The organism is Pseudoruminococcus massiliensis (assembly GCF_900291955.1).
In the GTDB taxonomy this organism is placed as follows: domain Bacteria; phylum Bacillota; class Clostridia; order Oscillospirales; family Acutalibacteraceae; genus Pseudoruminococcus; species Pseudoruminococcus massiliensis.
Genome location: NZ_OLMR01000002.1, coordinates 534,799 through 556,337, shown reverse-complemented (window position 1 = coordinate 556,337; position 21,539 = coordinate 534,799). Strand labels below are relative to the sequence as shown.

Annotated in this window: 14 protein-coding genes and 1 rRNA gene; all 15 read right to left on the bottom strand. The window is 38.2% G+C overall.

The window, feature by feature from the left end:
- Nucleotides 1-487: 487 nt before the first annotated feature.
- Complete coding sequence (locus C9914_RS05325) at nt 488-2,743, bottom strand: ATP-binding cassette domain-containing protein (protein WP_106763887.1); 2,256 nt, start codon at nt 2,741-2,743, stop codon at nt 488-490.
- A 13-nt stretch (nt 2,744-2,756) separates the two neighbouring features.
- Nucleotides 2,757-3,719, bottom strand: a complete 963-nt coding sequence (locus C9914_RS05320; RefSeq protein ID WP_106763885.1) for a hypothetical protein — start codon at nt 3,717-3,719, stop codon at nt 2,757-2,759.
- A 175-nt stretch (nt 3,720-3,894) separates the two neighbouring features.
- On the bottom strand, nt 3,895-5,016 hold the full coding sequence (locus C9914_RS05315) for an SGNH/GDSL hydrolase family protein (protein WP_106763884.1): 1,122 nt from the start codon (nt 5,014-5,016) through the stop codon (nt 3,895-3,897).
- 67 nt (nt 5,017-5,083) lie between these two features.
- Nucleotides 5,084-5,200: ribosomal RNA gene (gene rrf, locus C9914_RS05310) — 5S ribosomal RNA — on the bottom strand.
- A 1,385-nt stretch (nt 5,201-6,585) separates the two neighbouring features.
- On the bottom strand, nt 6,586-7,125 hold the full coding sequence (locus C9914_RS05300; RefSeq protein WP_022264596.1) for a GNAT family N-acetyltransferase: 540 nt from the start codon (nt 7,123-7,125) through the stop codon (nt 6,586-6,588).
- Nucleotides 7,126-7,143: 18 nt separating this feature from the next.
- Nucleotides 7,144-8,322, bottom strand: coding sequence for an enhanced serine sensitivity protein SseB (locus C9914_RS05295; RefSeq protein WP_158707338.1), 1,179 nt, complete (start codon nt 8,320-8,322; stop codon nt 7,144-7,146).
- A gap of 699 nt (nt 8,323-9,021) precedes the next feature.
- Nucleotides 9,022-10,500 (bottom strand): IMP dehydrogenase, encoded by a 1,479-nt coding sequence (gene guaB / locus C9914_RS05290; RefSeq protein WP_022264593.1) that lies wholly within the window; start codon nt 10,498-10,500, stop codon nt 9,022-9,024.
- Nucleotides 10,501-11,365: 865 nt separating this feature from the next.
- Nucleotides 11,366-12,652 (bottom strand): serine--tRNA ligase, encoded by a 1,287-nt coding sequence (serS, locus tag C9914_RS05285; protein WP_106763879.1) that lies wholly within the window; start codon nt 12,650-12,652, stop codon nt 11,366-11,368.
- 53 nt (nt 12,653-12,705) lie between these two features.
- Nucleotides 12,706-13,569 carry a ParB/RepB/Spo0J family partition protein gene (locus C9914_RS05280; protein WP_022263877.1) on the bottom strand — a complete coding sequence of 288 codons (864 nt, stop codon included), beginning with the start codon at nt 13,567-13,569 and terminating at the stop codon, nt 12,706-12,708.
- An 18-nt stretch (nt 13,570-13,587) separates the two neighbouring features.
- On the bottom strand, nt 13,588-14,352 hold the full coding sequence (locus tag C9914_RS05275; protein WP_106763877.1) for a ParA family protein: 765 nt from the start codon (nt 14,350-14,352) through the stop codon (nt 13,588-13,590).
- A gap of 439 nt (nt 14,353-14,791) precedes the next feature.
- Complete coding sequence (locus C9914_RS05270) at nt 14,792-15,667, bottom strand: ParB/RepB/Spo0J family partition protein (RefSeq protein ID WP_106763875.1); 876 nt, start codon at nt 15,665-15,667, stop codon at nt 14,792-14,794.
- Nucleotides 15,668-16,701: 1,034 nt separating this feature from the next.
- Complete coding sequence (rsmG, locus tag C9914_RS05260) at nt 16,702-17,418, bottom strand: 16S rRNA (guanine(527)-N(7))-methyltransferase RsmG (protein ID WP_106763871.1); 717 nt, start codon at nt 17,416-17,418, stop codon at nt 16,702-16,704.
- Nucleotides 17,415-19,304: a tRNA uridine-5-carboxymethylaminomethyl(34) synthesis enzyme MnmG gene (gene mnmG, locus C9914_RS05255; RefSeq protein WP_106763870.1), complete on the bottom strand. Its 1,890-nt coding sequence runs from the start codon at nt 19,302-19,304 to the stop codon at nt 17,415-17,417. The genes rsmG and mnmG overlap by 4 nt, the downstream gene beginning before the upstream one ends.
- Nucleotides 19,305-19,325: 21 nt before the next feature.
- Complete coding sequence (locus C9914_RS05250) at nt 19,326-19,856, bottom strand: hypothetical protein (protein ID WP_106763868.1); 531 nt, start codon at nt 19,854-19,856, stop codon at nt 19,326-19,328.
- Nucleotides 19,857-19,869: 13 nt separating this feature from the next.
- Complete coding sequence (gene mnmE, locus C9914_RS05245; RefSeq protein ID WP_106763866.1) at nt 19,870-21,237, bottom strand: tRNA uridine-5-carboxymethylaminomethyl(34) synthesis GTPase MnmE; 1,368 nt, start codon at nt 21,235-21,237, stop codon at nt 19,870-19,872.
- Nucleotides 21,238-21,539 lie beyond the last annotated feature (302 nt).

Here is a 21,539-nt window from a genome sequence, read left to right as displayed (position 1 = left end):
TTTTACCACACTCGAAAGCGTTTGTCAAGACTTTTTTCAAACTTTTTCAAAAAGTTTTTTGAGCTTTTTGTGAATTTGCAATCCAGAAATCAATCTGTGCTTTACTCACTTTTCACTCTTTTCTTGACTGAAAAACCGCTTGAATACTGGCTTTTTAAACCCTTACTCTTTAAGTTTTTCGCCACTCTCTCGCGACAGCTTCATTATATTACCACACTTTGCGAGGAATGTCAACACCTTTTTTGAATTTTTTTCGTTTTTCTTACGATTTTTTTATTTTCACTTTTCCTTACCTATATATAGGATTTTTTCGATAAGTTTCATCTAAATGTAGATAAACTTTTCCTACTCTTTAACTTCATTTTACAAAACAGACTTACCTTACGAACCGCATGAAACATATTATTTATCTTAGATTTAGAATGTGCTGTATACTAAACAAAAAAGCCTTAGAAATACACACTGTCATTCTAAGGCTATAGTATATTTAGTTATTTTTTGTGCGGATTGCGTCTGTTACGGACATCTTTGAGGCTTTATTCATCTTTCCAAGACCTGAAATCATGGTTATAAACAAGCCCACAAACAAGATGACGATTATATGCCACCACGAGAAGCTGTAACAGGGCATTCCCTGTATAATCAACCAGCTCGACAAGCCCGCTATATTAAGTATAATGATTAGCAATATCGTAGCTACGCTTGAAATCAAGCCTATTATCAGATTTTCTATGCTGAACATCTTGAAAATGGACTTTTTGTCCGCTCCCAGCGACTTCAGAACTCCGACCTCATAAACTCTGTCAAAAATATTGGACTTTGTTGAATGGCTTACAAGTATACACGAGATTATTATAATTATAAGTGCAACTATTGATATGGCTATGCCTATAAAGGAGAAAATCTGTGAAAATCCCCTCTTTATATTTTCAGCCAAATATATAACCTTATAATCATCTTCATTGGCAATAGCCTTTATCTCGTCTATCTTAGCACTGCTGTAATCGTTGAGATAAACATCTATCTCCTGAACTATATCTTCAATCCATTGGTCCTTATCTTCACTGTTAACATATAGGGTTGCCGCTTGTGTTGCTTCCGATTCTTTGCCTTCACAAATTCCCGTTATTTTAATCTTACTTACTTTTGCATTAGAAGAACCTACAATATATTCCGAGCCTATAATCAGGTTCTGAACCTCCTGCGGTATCTTTCCGCTTGAAGCTTCTTCGTTGGATATGTACAAATCCTCTCTTAATATACTCTCAAGATATTTATTTATGGATTTTACACTGATCAGGGCTTCGTTTTTGTTCTTGTTAAGCTGTCCGCAAATCATCTTAGGCTGAGAATTTTTATCTATATCATTCAATACCGAGTTAAGCATCATAGTTTCCTGCGAATCCATAAGAACCACATATGAATCAAGACTTTCTCTTGACAATTCTCTTTGCAGTTTCTCTGTGATTACTACATACGGACTTTGAATTGAAATCAAGTTGTCATATATGCCAACTATCTTAGCTTCTATTTTGCTGCCTCCAAATTTAATAGTCTTACCGATTGCATTCTCGGCACTCTCAAAATATTTCTCTGCCATATTGGTATTTATTAAGATTTCTCTGTCTTTTGAAATCATCTCTCCCATCTGAGGTTTGATTCTCTCTTTAAAGAAATCATCAAGTAATATTGCTTTTGTAGCAACTGCGGAAAAGTAGCCTTCTCTCTCATTTGTTTCTATTGTCAAGTATCTTTCAGACTTTTTGACTATTTTTTTGATATTTCCGGTATCATTCAGCTTCTTGATAAGCTCCTCTGGAATTGATTCACCATAAAAATCGTCCTCGCGGTTAATAGAAACCATGTCCGAATCAATCATAGAAGCATTTGTATTATTTATCAGACTCATTGTAGAGGAAAGTATTCCGCAGACTGTGCCTATACAGACAAGGCTTATAAATATTGCTATTATAGAAGGAATCAATTTTTTCTTTCGCTTCTGAAAGCTGCGTAATGAAATTCTTTTAATCCATTTCTTAGATTTAGGATTTTTTTCCCTCTGTTCGGTTAATTCTAATGTAGAATTTTCTGAATATCCCCTGTCGCTGTCATCAAAAATCCTACCGTCACGAATAGTTATAATCCTGTCGGCAAACTTTTCGGCAGCTTCTTTATTATGAGATACAATTACAACGAGATGATTCTTTGCAACCTCTTTAAGCGCATTAAATATAATATCGGAATTTTCTTCGTCAAGGTTGCCTGTCGGCTCATCGGCAAAAATTATTTCGTTGTTTCGCACCAAGGCTCTCGCTATTGCGACGCGCTGTTTTTCTCCGCCTGACAGAGTTGCAACATCTCTGTTTTCAAGGTTGTTCAGTTTGAACATAGAAATTATATTGCTATATACTTCTTCATCAAGAACACCCTCAGAAATATCTACTGCGGTTTGTACATTTTCCTTAACCGTAAGAGAATTTATGAGGTTATACTCCTGAAATATAAAAGCTATGTGTTTTCTTCTTATATTTGTCTTTTGTGCCTCATCAGATACGCTTTTCTCACCATAGTATATCTTTCCGTCATAACCGTCGTCAAGCAGACCAAGCACATTAAGCAGTGTACTTTTGCCCGAACCGGAAGCACCGAGTATAAAAACCATTCCATTTTTATCGAAATTTAAATTTACATCTTTAAGGACATCTCTGTCGCCGAATCTTCTGTTTACACCCTCAAGTTTCATATATTATCTCCTTTTATACCTCTTTCAGCCAATCTGTACTTTTTTCTGCTGCATTGTTATATACTTTTTCAAGCCATCTTTCAGCATTATCGGATAAGTATTTATTTTTGTTAATTTCTTTTATACCAGAATCCTTCAATGTTTGTGCGATAATAGATAAATCACCGAGTTCACCATTAAATCCAAAGCTGTCATCGGAATTTAAGGACATATATACCTCATTCACCTTGTTTTTTAAGCTGTCATCATTATCAAAGAGCTGCCTATAATAGTTTATTGTGCAAACAGAACTAAAATAATCTGAATTTTTCTTTTCCTCATCTATGTCATAATATTGCGAGAAATAATCTCTTGCTTTTTGATATTTAATCATATTAATATTGTCTGTATAAGAGAAATACCAGAATATATCATTCAAATCGCTGTTCATGCCTGATTTCTCAATTTTTTTATTGAATTCATCTGCCAGCTTTTTATCAAAATTATATTCTGATAAATCAATACCCGAATTTTTTAGGCTTACAAGTGTAAACATATACATATAAAATTCCGGAACCTCATCATCTCCAATATGAACCTTTAAACCGTCATATTCTTCATAGTAAAATTTATCAAATAAATCTTTTATATATTCTTCCTTGCCGAGATTAAAATAGCTGTTAATAACAGCAAGATTTCCCAATGAACTTGAGCTTAAGGTTTCTTCAAAAATATTATCGAAAATTTCCTCTGAAATATTTTTATATTTCTTGTAGATATTGTCGTCTACATCTATAGAATAATCCTTCAAAAATGTCATGAAGTCTACGGCTTCGCCAACATCTGATATTACATTATTTTGTTCCGACGCACTTTTTTGCCGTTCTGATTTTTCTTTGTTTTCAATAGCCAAAACCGTAATAACAATAATTGCAGCAATCGCAAGCACCGCAAAAGTAAGCAAAGAAATTCTTATTACCTTTTTCTTTTCAGGCATTTATACTCCTCCAAAAAACAAACATCATTTACTTTATTATACAATTATCTGTTAATAAAGAATTTAATTTTTATTATATCTTTCAGTCGTTTTTTGTCAAGTATATTTTTACTTTTTGTAAACTATAACAAATATCTCAAGCTAATTATATCTTTATATTGTGCAATTCAGAATACTATTTTCCCTTATTTTTTAGTCGTGTATAGGTTATTACAAACGAAATAACCGCCATAATGCCTACAAATATTAAAATTCTCTGCGTATAGCTCATTTCTTCACTATCAGAAGTGTTATCTTCAGAATTTTCAACCGATTGCTCACTATTTGTTGAAAGTTTTTCTGAATTTTCTAATTTATTAGAATTACTATTCTCACTGTTTCCGCTCTCAACACTTGCAGACGTAAAAATAGTTTTATCAGGGTCAAGCGTCTGCTCAATTATCTCCGCTATACACCTATGCCCTGCCGCATTTGGGTGAATATCAGGGTTAGAAAGCGACATATTTACATATTTCTTATCCGATTCCCTAAAAACCTTGCTAACATCAGCAATTTTAAATCCATACTTTTCCGAAAGTTCAAATAGTGTTGTGTTAAATCCATTTATACAGCCTTCTACCCTTTCATAAGCACCGTCTATATCATCTTTCATATTCGCAAACATAATAGGTGCTACAACGAAGATAGGCTTAAACGGGTTATAAACCGTCTGCATAACTATTTCAGCACCAGGGTTCATTTCTCTAAGAATATTGATAACCTTTTCGACTGTAGCCTTATAATAAGAAATATCTGAGGTCATATTCTCTACTGTAAGCTTTTCTGCCATATCTATAAGATTATTTACAGTTTCAACTGGATTTTCTGTACTACCAGAAGGCAACGCACCATTTACAAGCTTATTAAGAAGATATAGCATATCATTCCCGCCGATTGACATAACTATATAATCCGCTTGCTCAAGCGCAGACCTTTCTTTTTCGGAGGGCTTTTGCAAATCCTCAAGTAATACAGTCGAGGTTCTGCCATTTACGGCGAAATTATTGCTTTTAAAGTTGCCCTCCTCGGTTAATATCTCTACATATGATTTTTCGTCCTCAGCAAGCCCATAGCCACGAGTAATGCTATCACCCAATGCAACGAGCCTTTTCTGTTTATCTGGCTCAGAGGTCTGCTCAGTAGATTCTGTGCTGCTTTCTGATTGAGGGGCTGTTTCAGAGCTTTCATCTGCGTTGTATGTCTGCATTGAAAGTGGTATTATAATAAGTGCAAGTAATACTGCTAAAATCTTTTTCATTATTTATCCTCCAATTTTCTTAAAAAATATAAAGAAAAAACAGCTACCGTAGTAGCTGTTTAGTTTGTGTTGGCATCTTCCTATTTTTCCAGATCGTCACCAATCAAGTATCTTCGGCACTACTGAGCTTAACTTCCGTGTTCGGCATGGGAACGGGTGGACCCTCAGCGTCATCAATACCAACTCTTTATTTTGTTTTTTGCTGTCGTTCTCTCGACTGCTTGATTATTATATCACGCTGTTTCAGAAAATGCAAGTGTTTTTTTAAAAAAATTTTAAAAAATCCCAAATTTTTTTCGAGATTTTCAAGAAAGCCAGTATTTATGCGGTTTTAGAGTGTCTAAGATTTTTAATTTTTTCAGAATTTTTATATTCAAAGTGGTTTTAAGCGTCTTTTTTACATATAAATAATACTAAATGATAAAACCTAAAAGTTTTGCTCAAGCTTTTTCAAAAGCTTGCAGTTTCCAAAGGCAGAGCCTTTGGTCGCTCTCCGCAGAGAGCGAAACACCTTTGGGCAAAGCCCAACATTTATTTTTTCTTAAAATCGGCGGATAAAATCCGCCGATTAATTTTCTTTTGTTAGCAACATTAGTAACTAAGGGCGGACAAAGTCCGCCCTTTAAAGGCAAGAAATGTTAAGGGCTTTGCCCTTAAAACCCACCAAAGGCTCCGCCTTTGGAAACTGCGAGCCTTTGAAAAGGCTCGAGCGAAACTTTTAATTTAGCAAACTTGGACGCGAATAATAATCATTAATTTAACAAAAAAGTAGAACGCGTCTTGTCCTGTGCGGTCACGCACCGCCGCCTTGAGCAAAACTTTTAAGTGTCTAAGAGAAGTCGGTTAGCTAAGCGGTAGTCTCTTCGACCGCGTCAACTATTTTCCCTAATCTACCACGAGCGAGACTTGTCGAGCGATTCCGCGTCTTGTCCTGTGCGGTCACGCACTATATATAGCAATATCCGCTTAAAGCTTCTCTATATTTAACATCTTTTGAATTTAATCAATGGGAAATAATTATATATAAACTTATTACACAGTTTGTTTAGTTTTTTGCAGAAAATTCGACATATCTCTTTTTATTTTTCTATAAGTTCAATACTTCAAACCATAGCTGTTGATAACCTTTCCACCAGTAAAAATGCCTTAAAATTCAAGTTTTCCGAAAAAGTTTTCCTCACTTTCAACCGAGTTTTCAACACTTTTAACCGAGTTTTTTACAATTTTTCATTGAAAAATCAGTTCAAAACTTTGGCTTTTACTGTTTTAACACAAAAATGCTGTGATTTTATATGATTTCAACCGTTATTTTTAATCTCAACCGACTTTTCAACAGCTTTTTGTTGAAAAGGTTGAAAACTACTCAACCGCTTAGTTGAATTATTTTTTTATTCAAATTCAGAAAATTCTCAAAATTCACCCCAATATTTTGTGCTGGCAATTTTTTTACAACTCATTTTATAAGATTTTACATTTTTCGCTTTTAGAATAAAAATTAGCTTTTCAACATTTTCAACATTTCGATGTTGAAAACACAATTTTTTTCAACTTTTCCCCGTTGAAATCAGTTTACGAAAAATAGTCCTGAGATAACATTCCAAGACGGTCTATGTCATAATAAACGCCGTCCTTCAAAAGCTCACTTCGTGCAGTTCCCTCATATTTAAGGCCTAATTTTTCCATAACTCTCCTTGAAGCTCCGTTACAGCTCATACAGCAGCCAGCAAGGCGATTTAATCTCAAACTCTCAAAAGCAAGCTTCAGCATAGCTCTGCCACCCTCTGTCGCAAAGCCCTGACCCCATAATTCAGGATTTATAAAATAAGTAATATCACCTCTATTATGTGCAGAACTGATATTAACTATTCCTATATTACCAATATATTCTCCGCTCTCTTTAATGAACATTCCAAATTCATAGCCAGTTCTGTTTTTTGCGTTCGAGCGAAGATATTTTATCCACCATTTTGCTCTTTTTTTGCTGTAATCTCTCGGAATAGCATATGTTGTACGATAAATCCCCTCATTATTAACAATGCGGACAATACTGTCCGCATCGCTATCCTCATATTCTCTTATAATCAACCGCTCTGTTAAGCATAGAATCATATAATCACCTAATATAAGTTATTTTGCTTTATAGAATGGCTCTGCATTTTTTATAGCGTTCTTGCTGAATTCTGAGCCAAGCTTAATAAAGTCTATATTTTTGCCCTTTGAATAAGCCAAAGCCGACTTTGCAATATCCCCAAAGAGAGCATTTTTTTCTCCCTCAAAGTCTATTACAAGCAACCAGCTTTCAACATTATCCTTAACCATAAGCTTGAGATATGCTGATTTAACCTCATTATGCTTTTCTAAACATTTGCTTATAGCCTCAATCAATTCTTCTGGTTTCTCCTTAGGGTCGCCAAGCATAACCTTTGTATCTTTTTCAACTGTAAGCTTTTCAATATTAACATCTTGCTTGCCAGAAACCACAGACTCTATAACATTTATCATATTTTCATCAAGAATAAGATTAAACCCAAATGGATTTATAACTACTCCATTTTCTTTTTTACTAAAATACTTCAAATCCTCAAAGCCTATGATATTTCCGCTAAGTTTTTTCTGCTTATCAAATTTTCTGAATTCTATCCAGTCTGTAAAGAAAGCAAAGAAATTCTTTCCATCAGCGTTTGTGATAAGTGGAATCTTAAACTGGCTCTTATCCTTAACAACAAGCTTTCCATCTACCATATTTTCAGGATTAGCTTTAAGCTGTGTAGGGTCAAAAGGCATCAAATATCTTGCATTATAAATTTCTATAAACATCTTTGTTTCAAGTTCTCTTGTAGGACGCTTAAACGCAAGTGCCTGAAAGAAATTATCCGCCGCTGCAACAAGATTTGGATTAAGCACTGGTCGCTGTACTTCTGGAATATTAGCGAAATCTGGCTTTCTTATTATATCAAAAAGACTGATTATAATATATTGCTGTCCCTCATCAATCGCAATAAGCTCTATTCCGCTTCTATAAAGCCCCATAAAAAGCTCTGTTCTGTCTGCGACCTTACACTCAGCGGGAGCAATAGTCATTCCTTTGCTTTTAAGCTTCTCCTCATAAACATTATAGTATTCTTTTTCTGAAAATATGAATGAAATAGCCTTTCCCTCACAAATATCCATATGATAGTTATGAGTAATAGGAGAATAAGCCACCCAAATCATATCTTGATTTTTAATTCTGTCTATAACTTCTGTTATATAAAATTTTTTATTAGTTTCGGCGTATTTCTTTATAAACTTTTGAACCTCTGACATATCATTACTCCTTAAATTTAAATATTTTCTAATTAAAGTATTAAAACTCTCTACAATGCTATTATAATTCAAAATCAAAAAATTCTCAACTATTTTTAACAAATTTAATACATTTACCCAAAAGTTGTGCATGACCGCACAGGACAAGACGCGGAATCGGTGGCGAGCCTCGCTCGACATTCTAAATCGACTTATATTGACGCAGTTGACGAAACTACCGATTAGTTAGCAAATTTTCCCAAGACACTTGAAAGTTTTGCTCAAGCTTTTTCAAAAGCTTGCAGTTTCCAAAGGCGGAGCCTTTGGTGGGTTTTAAGGGCAAAGCCCTTAACATCTCTTGCCTTTAAAGGGCGGACAAAGTCCGCCCTTAGGGACTAATCTTGCATATAAAAGAAATTTATCGGCGGATAAAATCCGCCGATTAGAAAAAAGAAATGTTGGGCTTCGCCCAAAGGTGTTTCGCTCTCTGCGGAGAGCGACAAGGGCGTTGCCCTTGACCTACAAGCTTTTGAAAAAGCTTGAGCAAAACTTTTAAGTGTCTTAAAGAAGTACATCAGCTAATTGTAGGGGCGAACTGTGTTCGCCCGCTCGGTAGTTTTCCTTATATGTATCGAGCAAGGTTTTTAAGTGTCTTAGATTTTCTCCTTTAATCAAAAAAGGACAAGCCATAAATTTGGCTTGTCCTCTATGTTTATAATATTATTGATGGAAGGAATAGTTTGGTGCTTCCTTTGTAATCTGAATATCGTGTGGGTGGCTTTCTTTAAGACCTGCACCTGTAATCTTAACAAACTTAGCCTTATCGTGAAGTTCTTGAATTGTAGCACAACCTGTATATCCCATACCTGCTCTCAGACCGCCCATAAGCTGATAAATAGTATCTGCCAACATTCCCTTATAAGGAACACGACCCTCAACGCCCTCTGGAACGAACTTCTTATTGCTTGCCTGGAAGTATCTGTCAGAGCTGCCTCTGCCCATTGCTCCAAGGCTGCCCATTCCACGATATACCTTGAACTGTCTGCCCTGATAGATTTCGCTCTCTCCTGGAGATTCCTCACAACCAGCAACGAGTGAACCAATCATAACAACACTGCCACCAGCAGCGAGAGCCTTAACAATATCACCTGAATATTTTACACCGCCATCTGCGATAACAGGAATACCGTGCTTAGAAGCCTCATTAGCTGCATCAAAGATAGCTGTAATCTGTGGAACACCGATACCTGCCACAACTCTTGTTGTGCAGATTGAACCAGGACCAATGCCAACCTTAACGCAGTCTGCACCAGCGTCAATAAGAGCCTTTGCAGCCTCAGCAGTTGCGATATTACCGGCAACAAGCTGAACATCAGGGAATGCCTTCTTAACCTTAGCTACGGATTTAACAATATTGCTGTTGTGTCCGTGTGCAGAATCAAGAACAAGAACATCAACCTGAGCCTTAACAAGCTCTGCAACTCTTTCAAGAACATCAGCAGTACCGCCGATAGCTGCTGCACAAAGCAAGCGACCGCTATCGTCACGAGCAGAATTAGGATACTGCACGCTCTTTTCAATATCTTTAATTGTGATGAGTCCCTTTAATGCACCATTTTCATCAACGATAGGGAGCTTTTCAATCTTATGCTTTCTAAGAATTTCCTGTGCTTCTGGGAGTGTTGTCCCAACTGGAGCTGTTACGAGCTGTTCGTGAGTCATAACATCAGAGATTCTCTGATTATAATCGCTATCAGACATAAATCTCATATCACGGTTAGTTATAATGCCGACAAGCTTACCATCACGACAGATAGGCACACCTGAAATCTTATACTTAGCCATAAGCTGATTTGCATCAGAAACATAGTGGTCAGGAGTAAGGAAGAACGGATTTACTATAACTCCGTTTTCTGACCTCTTAACTCTGTCAACCTGGTCAGCCTGTTTTTCGATAGGCATATTCTTATGAATAACACCGATACCACCCTCACGAGCAATAGCTATCGCCATTCTTGCCTCTGTAACAGTATCCATAGCAGCTGTAATAATAGGTGTGTTCAGCTTAACCTTTTTTGTGAGGTGAGTACTGATGTCAACATCCTTTGGCTCAACATTTGATTCTCCTGGGATAAGTAAAACATCATCGAAGGTAAGACCCTCTTTGATAAATTTCTCTTGAAAACTCTTATCGATCATCACAATTCCTCCTCAGTAATCTATAAATATAAACGGTTATTAATTTATTTATTATATCACAACGGGAATTATTTTTAATGTTTTATAAGAATTATAATTTATACTTCTTCAATTTTTGTAGAAACCCTAAGACACTTAAAAGTTTTGCTCAAGGCGGCGAGCCGCCGCTCCCAAGACGCGTTCTACTTTTTTGTTAAATTAATGATTATTATTCGCGTCCAAGTTTGCTAAATTAAAAGTTTTGCTCAAGGCGGCGAGCCGCCGCTCCCAAGACGCGTTCTACTTTTTTGTTAAATTAATGATTATTATTCGCGTTCAAGTTTGCTAAATTAAAAGTTTCGCTCAAGGCGGCGAGCCGCCGCTCCCAAGACGCGTTCTACTTTTTTGTTAAATTAATGATTATTATTCGCGTCCAAGTTTGCTAAATTAAAAGTTTCGCTCAAGGCGGCGAGCCGCCGCTCCCAAGACGCGTTCTGCTTTTTTGTTAAATTAATGATTATTATTCGCGTCCAAGTTTGCTAAATTAAAAGTTTTGCTCAAGCTTTTTCAAAAGCTTGCGGTTTCCAAAGGCAGAGCCTTTGGTGGGTTTTAAGGGCGAAGCCCTTAACATCTCTTGCCATTTAAGGGGCGGACGAAGTCCGCCCCTTAGGGACTAAAGTTGCTAACAAAAGAATAAGCGGCGGATAAAATCCGCCGCTTAGAAAAAAACAAGTGTTGGGATTCGCCCAAAAGAGTGTCGCCGTCTGCGGACGGCGACAAGGGCTTCGCCCTTGACCTACAAGCCTTTAAAAAGGCTTGACCTAAATTTTGAGTGTCTAAGGCAAGTTTTTTGCCGTGGTCGAAGTAACTACCGATAAACTACCACTTAGCAAGGCTTCTTTATAACATCTATTCCCATATAAGGACGGAGAACCTCTGGAACTGTGACAGAACCGTCTGCGTTCTGATACTGCTCTACGATTGCAGGGATAACACGGCTTGTTGCAAGACCTGATGCGTTCAAAGTATGTGCAAAGTGAACCTTCTTGTCTGCGCCTCTATATCTGATATTACCTCTACGAGCCTGATAATCTCTTGCATTAGATGCTGAACTGACTTCCTTATAAATTTCCATACTTGGAATCCATACTTCAATATCGTATGTTCTTGCCATAGAGAATGAGCAGTCACCAGCAGCAAGCTTGCTAAGTCTGTAATGAAGACCAAGCTCCTGAACAATTCTTTCTGCCTTGCCGACAAGCTCCTCGAAAGCGATGTCTGACTTATCGTCCTCTGTATACTGAACCATTTCAACCTTGTTGAACTGGTGACCACGAATCATACCACGCTCTTCGCTGCGGTAGCTTCCAGCCTCTCTACGATAGCAAGGTGTATAAGCAATATACTTCTTAGGAAGCTCCTCTGTTGGAATAATCTCATCTCTGTGAAGATTTACGAGAGCAGTTTCTGCTGTTGGAAGCATAAACTTCTTATCGTTGCTTGTTGGGTTCTGAATCCAGTAAACCTCATCTGTAAACTTAGGGAACTGACCTGCAACATAGCCACATTCATAGTTGAGCATATGTGGTGGAAGAATGAACTCATAGCCATCTGCAATATGCTCATTAACGAAGAAGTTAAGCAATGCCCACTCAAGTCTTGAACCCCAGCCACGATAGAGCCAGCTGCCTGAACCAGCAATCTTTGCACCACGCTGATAGTCAATCATACCGAGGCTTTCGCAAAGTTCAACATGGTTCTTTGCCTCAAAGTCAAACTTTGGCTTTTCGCCGAAATATCTTACAGGTACATTCTGTTCCTTATCGCCTGCAACAACATCGTCATCTGGAAGGTTTGGCAAGCCAAGAAGAAGCTCCTTTTGCTTTTGGTCGAGTTCCTGAAGCTTTGCGTCCTCTTCCTTAATTTGTGCGACAAGCTCTTTCATCTTAGCCATAATTTCGGAAGCATCGCCGCCAGCCTTCTTGATTTGAGGAATTTCCTTAGAAGCTGCATTCTGCTCAGCCTTCATAGCCTCAACCTTACCAATAACCTCTCTGCGTTTAGCATCAATTTCAATAATGCTGTCAACTACGGAATCGAGATCCATATTACGCTTTTTAATTTTTGCCTTTACTTCATCTGCTTTTTCTCTGATAAGTTTAATATCAATCATTGTTATTCTCCTTCGATTTAAATAGATTTATATAAAATAAATTTCAGGTATGTTTATTCTTCCCCACCGAGAAGCTTTGCAAGCTGAACCAAATCGTCCTCGCTATAAAATTCTATCTGAAGTGTGCCATTATTCTCTTTGTCATTCATAACCTTAACCCTACGGCTGAGGTGTTCGTTAAGTGAAAGCTCAACTTCATCATATATAGGAGCACGCTTTTGATGTTGCTTTTCAGCCTTTGGCTTTTTATCTGAGCTTTGCTTTTTTGCCAAACGCTCGACATCTCTTACGGTTAAATCCTGTGGTGCGATAGATTTCGCTATTTTAATCATATTTTCTTTGTCAGCGATTCCAAGTAAGGCTCTTGCGTGACCTGCACTAATTTTGCCTTCCTTGAGCATATTCTGAATTTCTTCCGGAAGATTCAGAAGTCGCATTACATTTGCAACAGCTGGTCTTGATTTTCCGACAGCCTTTGCGACCTCGTCCTGTGTAAGATTATAAGCATCCATAAGAGATTTATAACCGAGTGCCTCTTCAACTGAATTCAAATCCTCACGCTGAAGATTTTCAATAAGTGCAATCTGTGTCATCTCGCTGTCGGTCATCTCTCGAATAACAACAGGCACTTCTGAAAGTCCTGCCATTCGACTTGCTCTCCAGCGGCGTTCACCTGCAACAAGCTGATAGCCTCCGCCAGCAAGAGGTCTGACAAGAAGTGGTTGAAGAACGCCATGTGTTGCAATAGAGTCTGCAAGCTCTCGAAGAGCCTCTTCATTAAAATCCTTACGAGGTTGGTCCCTGTTTGGCTCTATATCCGAGATTTTAAGAAAAACATTATTGTTGCTATCATTAGTATCGTTCTCGATAAATATTGCGTCAAGTCCTTTTCCAAGACCGCCTAATTTTCCTGCCATCTAAGCTAAACTCCTTTCTCAAGAATTGTTTTTTATAACTTCCTCTGCCAAGGCATTATACATTACTGAGCCTTTGCAAGATTTATCAAAATACATAATTGGCTTTCCGAAGCTCGGTGCCTCTGAAAGTCTTACTCCACGAGGGATAACGCTTGTGAAAACCTTTTTCGGAAAATAGCGTTTAACCTCTGCAACAACCTGCTGAGTAAGATTAAGTCTGCCATCATACATTGTCAGCAAAACGCCCTCAATTTCAAGTCTTTCATTATATGAACGCTTTATTCTTCGAACTGTATTCATAAGCTGTGAAAGTCCCTCGAGAGCGTAATATTCAGGCTGAATAGGAACAAGCAGGCTATCCGCCGCACAAAGTGCATTTGCTGTAACAAGTCCAAGAGATGGCGGACAATCTATGAAGATAAAGTCATATTCTGCTCTTAGCTGTGCCAGAGCATTTTTAAGTCTTGCCTCTCTGTGTTCAAGCTCTGAAAGTTCAAGCTCCGCCGCCGCAAGATTCATACTTGCAGGAATAATATCAAGTCCCTTAAACTCTGTATGTATAATTGCCTGTTTAGAATTTACTCCGCTTACGAGAATATCATAGGATGAATTTCTTATACTTCTTTTATCAACTCCGACACCACTTGTTGCGTTGCCCTGTGGGTCTATATCTACGAGAAGAACCTTTTTATCAAGGAGTCCAACACCAGCCGAAAGGTTGACAGCTGTTGTAGTCTTACCAACTCCGCCTTTTTGATTAGTAACTGCTATAATCTTTGCCAATCTATATCACTGCCCAATCTTTTTATTGTTATACGAAGCAAAATCTCATCATAAGAAAGTTATTTTCGATAAGTTTTACTGCAAAAAGCTGTAAATCAGTCATTTTTCGCAACAAAAATATTATATCACAACTACAATCAAAATTAAAGGGAAATATCAAATTTTATGCCCATAAATTTCTTTTTCTACATTATAACTACTATCAGTCATAAAATTGCCCTTATAATTGTTTCACGTGGAACATTTCTTGATTAACACTCTCCATTGTTTCACGTGGAACATTTCTTGATTAACACTCTCCATTGTTTCACGTGGAACATTTTCTTGATTGACACTTTTCATTGTTTCACGTGAAACATTTCTTGATTAACACTTTCCATTGTTTCACGTGGAACAATAAAAAAGAGAGGCTCTCACCTCCCTTTAGATTTTTAATCAATTATGCGTTTTGCTGAATCGGAATAATCTCACCTTCTTCCACTTCTGATGTATTGGTTTCTGCTGTCATCTGCGGAATTGCCGTTTTAGGAATCCTTACGAAATATTCAATATAATCATCAGTTTCATTCTTTTCCGAGCTTGCATTTATTCCAGAACTTTTCATAGTATCAATGGCTTTAGAAATCGTATTTACGAAAATGCGTATATCCTTATATATGATTTTCGTAGTCTGCTTAGCCTTTTTTGCTGGAACATCACTTAGCATTTTTTCTACAAGCTTTTCCGTTTGTTTAACATTAAGTCCGCTTGAGATAACCTCACTAAGTGCCAGCTTTCGAGTGGTTTCGTCATCAATCTTAATCAAAGCTCTTGCGTGACGCTCTGAAAGGTCCGAACGGGTTATGTAATCTCTTTCTTCTCTTGTTAAACGCAAAAGCCTTAATTTATTTGCGACTGTTGATTGTCTTTTTCCAAGCTTTCTTGCGGCCTCCATTTGAGTAAGTCCACAGGTAATAATAAGCTTGCGTATACCCTCAGCTTCCTCAAAGATATTAAGATTTTCTCGCTGAAGATTTTCCAATAGGCTAAATACTGTGGCTTGTCCCTCATCGCAACTAACAACTATGCAAGGCACAGATTTCATTCCACACATTGATGCGGCACGAAGTCTGCGTTCACCGGCAATAAGCTCATATTCATTCTTACTCACTCTGCGAACAGTCAGTGGCTGAAGAATACCATTTTCTCTGATACTTATTGCAAGCTCTTGCATCTCATCACGCTTAAAATAAACTCTTGCTTGGTTCTTGCATGGGCGAATCGATATAATCGGAATTTCTATGACTTTTTTTTCTCCTTTGGTGTTGATAACCATTTTAATCATCTCCTTGTGGAAATAATCGTAACATAAGGAAATATAGAAATTCGTCGCAATATATTTTCTGACAAAACAATCATAAAACTTTGAATAAACTACCATTTAGCTGATTAAACTTTCCTAAGACAACTAAAAGTTTCGCTCGAGGCGGCGAGCCGCCGCCCCCAAGACACAGAGGGCTAAACTACCGTTTAGCTAACCAATTTTTCCTAAGACAACTAAAAGTTTCGCTCGAGGCGGCGAGCCGCCGCTTCCAAGACGCGTTCTGCTTTTTTGTTAAATTAATGATTATTATTCGCGTCCAAGTTTGCTAAATTAAAAGTTTCGCTCAAGGTGGCGAGCCGCCGCCCCCAAGACGCAGAGGGCTAAACTACCGTTTAGCTAACCAATTTTTCATAAGACAACTAAAAGTTTCGCTCGAGGCGGCGAGCCGCCGCCCCCAAGACGCGTTCTGCTTTTTTGTTAAATTAATGATTATTATTCGCGTCCAAGTTTGCTAAATTAAAAGTTTTGCTCGAGCCTTTTCTACACCAGCTTTGCTGGTGAAAGCTGCTCGCAGTTTCCAAAGGCGGAGCCTTTGGTGGGTTTTAAGGGCAAAGCCCTTAACCTTTCTTGCACTCTAAGGGCGGACTTTGTCCGCCCTTAGTTACTAATGTTGCTAACAAAAGAAAATTAATCGGCGGATAAAATCCGCCGATTTTAAGAAAAAATAAATGTTGGGCTTCGCCCAAAAGTATTTCGCTCTCTGCGGAGAGCGACAAGGGCGTTGCCCTTGACCTACAAGCTTTTGAAAAAGCTTGAGCAAAACTTTTAATTGTCTTAATAGAAGTAATCGTAGGGGCGAACTGTGTTCGCCCGTTTCGGTAGTTCATTGCTAGATACTTCATCCGCGTCAACTAACTTCCCTTACCCACCACGAGCGAGACTTGTCGAGCGATTCCGCGTCTTGGCTGCGGCGGCTCGCCGCAAAACTTTTGAGTGTCTTTGAAAATAAAAAGACAGCCACAATTCAAATTGTAGCTGTCTTAATCTTATAAAGGAAGTTTATTTATCTTAACGCCTCTGCGTGGATATTTTTCAGGTGTAAACTGAACCTTATCTATTATAAAGATAATTCTCTTTTCGCCGTCTGGCAAGGTAATATAATCATTATTCTCTTTGCATTTTCCACCAAGAATACTAATTGCATTCTTAGCGGATTCAAGCTCTGCAAGACCGTCCTTGCCTTTCATAGCTATAAACGAACCACCCTTTTTCACAAACGGAATACAGTATTCGCAAAGCGACGGAAGATTTGCAACTGCTCGTGAAACAGCTATATCAAAGCTTTCACGATATGGTTTGTTTCTGCTGGCATCTTCTGCACGAGAATGAATCGTTTCCGCCTTAATGCCAAGCTCGTCACAAAGCTGATTAAGAAAATTTATTCTCTTGTTAAGGCTATCGAGCATTGTAAGCTGTATATCATCTCTGACAATTTTCAGTGGAACAGACGGAAAACCTGCACCCGTACCAACATCAATTATAGACGCATTTTTCTTTATATTAAAAGCTTTCAAAACAGTTAAGCTGTCTATAAAATGTTTAACAGCAATTTCCTCTGGTTCTGTTATTGCTGTAAGATTGATTTTCTCATTCCACTCAACAAGTATCTTTGCATAGTCCTCAAACCTTTCAAGCTGAACCTCATCAAGAGCAATTTCGTTTTCATCAGCCCATTTCTTCATAGTTTCAGAAATTATGCTCATTTTGCACCTCCATTCTTATTTCTAAGCGATGCAAGATAGATAACCAAAACAGAAATATCTGCTGGACTTACGCCCGAAATTCTGCTTGCCTGACCGATATTTTCAGGACGAACCTTTGTGAGCTTTTCTCTTGCCTCAAGTCTTAATCCGTCGATAGCGTTGTAGTCTATATTCTCTGGCAAAATCTTGCACTCAAGTCTGCGAACTTGGTCTATAACGATAAGCTGACGCTTTATATATCCCTCATACTTAATCTCAGTTTCAACCTGTTCAAAAATATTGCGGTCTATATTTGGACGGTTTTCATCAATTTCCGACAATGCGTCATAACCAAGCTGTGGTCGTTTGATTAAATCAATAAGCCTTACTCCTGTGTTTATCGCCGATGTTTCACGTGAAACAAGTATCTCGTTTACCTTTTCAGATGGTGCAATAACTGTCGCTTTAACTCGTTTAAGCTCCTCTTTGATAAGTTCTTGCTTTTTATTAAAGCGTTCCCATCTCTCATCACTTATCAAACCAATCTTTCTGCCGATTGGTGTAAGTCTTGAATCCGCATTATCCTGACGAAGTACAAGACGATATTCAGAACGAGAAGTCATCATTCTGTAAGGGTCCTGACAGCCCTTTGTTACGAGGTCGTCAATAAGTGTTCCGATATATGAGCTTGCTCTGTCGAGAACCATAGGCTCTCTGCCGAGAATTTTCAATGCCGCATTTACACCCGCAACAAAGCCTTGAACAGCAGCTTCCTCATAACCCGAACTACCGTTGAACTGTCCTGCACCATAAAGATTTTCAAAGTCGATAAATTCAAGTGTTCTTCTAAGCTGTAAAGGGTCACAGCAATAATATTCAATCGCATATGCAGGACGCATAATAACAGCATTTTCAAGACCTTTAATTGAATGATAGAACGCTGTCTGAACATCTTCTGGAAGTGATGAGCTCATACCCTGTAAATACATTTCCTCAGTATTCAAGCCACAAGGCTCGATAAATAACTGATGTCTTTCCTTTTCTGAGAAACGAACAATCTTATCCTCAATACTTGGACAATATCTCGGACCTATTCCCTCAATCTTTCCGCTATAAAGAGGTGACCTATGAAGATTATCAAGAATAATCTTTTTAGTCTTTTCATTTGTCCAGCTTATGTGACAGAGAACCTTGTTTTCACCAGGCTCAAGTGTATCATATGAGAATGGTGTAACAGGCTCATCACCAGCCTGTTCCTCAAGGTCTGTAAAATCTATGCTCGATTTAAGAACTCTTGCGGGAGTACCAGTCTTAAATCTTCTTATGCTCATACCCATATTTTTTAGAGCGTCTGGCAAAAACTTTGACGGAAAAATGCCATCTGGACCACTCTCGTATGAAACATCACCAACAAATACAACACCGCCAAGATATGTACCCGTAGCAATAATAACAGCCTTTGCAAGATACTTAGTCTTTAGCCTTGTTGTAAGCTCCCATTCTCCGTCATCATTCTTTACAAGGTCTATAATTTCGGCTTGCCTTAGCTCAAGATTTTGCTGTAATTCAAGACAGTGCTTCATTCTCTCCGCATATGCTCGTCTGTCAATTTGGGCTCTTAGTGAATGAACCGCAGGGCCTTTTCCCCTGTTAAGCATACGCATCTGCAAAAATGTTTCATCAGCAGCCTTGCCCATTTCACCGCCTAAAGCGTCAAGCTCTCTTACAAGATGTCCCTTTGCAGTACCGCCGATAGACGGATTACAAGGGCAGTTTCCGACAGCGTCCATATTTATTGTAAATACTGCTGTTTTACAACCAAGCCTTGCCGAGGCAAGAGCCGCCTCAATTCCGGCGTGTCCTGCACCTATAACCGCAACATCATATTTTCTTGCAACATCAACCATAATATCACCTACAATAAAATTTTATATATAAAAATCCATATACCTATCATAGCCAAACACAGCCATAGCAACAACACATCTTGTATTATGCTCCAATGAATAGGCTTTTGCAATATCCAATGCTTTCATAACATCATCGCATTTATCAGAAACAGTATTATATTTAATATATCTATCCATTTTTTCTACTCTGCCGTCAGAATATTCTGTCACACAGACATCGTGTCTTACTCTCATTTTTTCGGTAAAAACATAAAAGCCTTTATTTACCTCTTTGAGGTCATTATCAAAAAACTGATTTATAAAAGTAATTCTTCCGTTCTCAATAACTGCATATCTTTTATAGCATACAACAACCTGAGCACCCTTATACTTTAATAAATCTGTACTCTTAGCCGTTTCATAATCACACAGATAAGAGCATATAGAATTTGAACTAAAAAAATAGTTATAATCAGACTCTTCAAAAATACCTATATTTCCGCCTATTTCATCAGAATATTCTAAATTATCGCCGTCAAAAATTCCCTCTGTATATTCACTATAACTCATATAAATACTCCTTTTATTTACCTACGCAGAAATGTGAGAAGACCGAATCCACAACCGCTTCTGAAGCTCTTTCTCCAGTAAGCTCAAGTAACGCAGAAATTGCGTCCTCTATTATTACTGTAACTGCATCAAGAGTTATCCCCATTTCAAGGGCATTTATCGCCTCATTCAGAAAATCTCTTGCCCTCTTTGCACAATCTCTCTGTCGCTCATTTGCAATAATCGCCGCTGACGGGTCAAGCTGTGAAGTACCGATTATATCCGAAACAACCTTTTCCAGTTCAGATGCACCAGAACCCGATTTAGCTGATATAAACACCACATTCCTGACATTTTTCTTGATATAATCCATATCAATCGCAGTTTCGAGGTCGCTCTTATTGATAACCGCCACACTCGGACAATCCTTTATAAGCTCAATAAGCTCTCTGTCATCATCACAAAGTTCCTTTGATGAATCAAAAACAGCAAGCACCAAACCCGCACTTTTCACCCTTTTTCGAGCCTTTTCTACGCCGATACTCTCGACAGGGTCATCAGTCGCCCTTATTCCGGCTGTATCAGACAAACAAAGCGGTATATCTCCGAGCATAACTGTATCTTCGATAACATCACGAGTAGTTCCCGGAATATCCGTAACAATCGAGCGTTCATAACCAGAAAGCAAATTCATAAGTGTACTTTTGCCAACATTCGGTTTTCCTGCAATAACTGTATCTATTCCCTCACGAATAGCCTTTCCTGCGTCATATGTTGCAAGAAGCTTATCGAGAATACCTATGCTTGATTTAAGCTCTCCTGTAAGATTTTCCGTAGAAACTGCGGGAATATCGTCCTCGGGATAATCCGCCCAAGCTGAAAGATGAGCCGCACTTGTTATAAGGCTTTCCTTAACAGAATCAATCTTTTTTCTCAAAGCACCGTCCATAGCACCAAGTGCCGCACGACTTGATTGCTCACCTCTTGCGGAGATTATATCCATAACGCCCTCGGCTTCAGTTAAGCCAATTTTCCCGTTAAGAAAGGCTCTTTTAGTAAATTCTCCCGCTTCTGCCATACTTGCACCAGCATTGAGTACAGCTCTAAGAACTCTTTTTGTAACATACAAACCGCCATGGCAAGAAATTTCAGCGACATTTTCGCCAGTATAGCTATGTGGAGCAATATATACAAGCAAAACGCCACTATCTATAAGCTCATCACCATCATAAATATGACCATAAGCCGCAGTATAACCTTTCATTTCTGAAATGTTTCTGCCAGTTATTGATTTAAATACTTTTTGAGAAATCTCAAGAGCATCGCACCCCGAAATTCTTATAATTCCGATGCCGCCTGCCCCTTGTGCAGTTGCTATCGCAGCAATAGTTTTTTCATTCATACCCAATCTCCTTTATGTTAAGGGCGTTGCCCTTAAAACCCACGAGGGACGCTGTCCCTCGACCCTGCAAGCTTTTGAAAAAGCTTGAGCGAAACTTTTAATTATCTTAATAGAAGTAATCGTAGGGGCGAACTGTGTTCGCCCGTTTCGGTAGCTACCTCGACCGCGTCAGTAATCTTCTCTTATCAGTGTCGAGGTTTTGCTTGCAAAACCGATTCCGCGTCTTGACAGTGGCGGCTCGCCGCCTTGAGCAAAACTTTTAATTGTCTTTCGAAAGTCTGTTAGCTAATCGGTAGAACCGA

Bases quoted from the DNA above. Each gene is read 5' to 3' on its own strand.
- C9914_RS05325 (WP_106763887.1), bottom strand. From the start codon at position 2,743: ATGAAACTTGAGGGTGTAAACAGAAGATTCGGCGACAGAGATGTCCTT.
- C9914_RS05320 (WP_106763885.1), bottom strand. From the start codon at position 3,719: ATGCCTGAAAAGAAAAAGGTAATAAGAATTTCTTTGCTTACTTTTGCG.
- C9914_RS05315 (WP_106763884.1), bottom strand. From the start codon at position 5,016: ATGAAAAAGATTTTAGCAGTATTACTTGCACTTATTATAATACCACTT.
- C9914_RS05300 (WP_022264596.1), bottom strand. From the start codon at position 7,125: ATGATTCTATGCTTAACAGAGCGGTTGATTATAAGAGAATATGAGGAT.
- C9914_RS05295 (WP_158707338.1), bottom strand. From the start codon at position 8,322: ATGTCAGAGGTTCAAAAGTTTATAAAGAAATACGCCGAAACTAATAAA.
- guaB (WP_022264593.1), bottom strand. From the start codon at position 10,500: ATGATCGATAAGAGTTTTCAAGAGAAATTTATCAAAGAGGGTCTTACC.
- serS (WP_106763879.1), bottom strand. From the start codon at position 12,652: ATGATTGATATTAAACTTATCAGAGAAAAAGCAGATGAAGTAAAGGCA.
- C9914_RS05280 (WP_022263877.1), bottom strand. From the start codon at position 13,569: ATGGCAGGAAAATTAGGCGGTCTTGGAAAAGGACTTGACGCAATATTT.
- C9914_RS05270 (WP_106763875.1), bottom strand. From the start codon at position 15,667: ATGGTTATCAACACCAAAGGAGAAAAAAAAGTCATAGAAATTCCGATT.
- rsmG (WP_106763871.1), bottom strand. From the start codon at position 17,418: ATGAGCATAATTTCTGAAACTATGAAGAAATGGGCTGATGAAAACGAA.
- mnmG (WP_106763870.1), bottom strand. From the start codon at position 19,304: ATGGTTGATGTTGCAAGAAAATATGATGTTGCGGTTATAGGTGCAGGA.
- C9914_RS05250 (WP_106763868.1), bottom strand. From the start codon at position 19,856: ATGAGTTATAGTGAATATACAGAGGGAATTTTTGACGGCGATAATTTA.
- mnmE (WP_106763866.1), bottom strand. From the start codon at position 21,237: ATGAATGAAAAAACTATTGCTGCGATAGCAACTGCACAAGGGGCAGGC.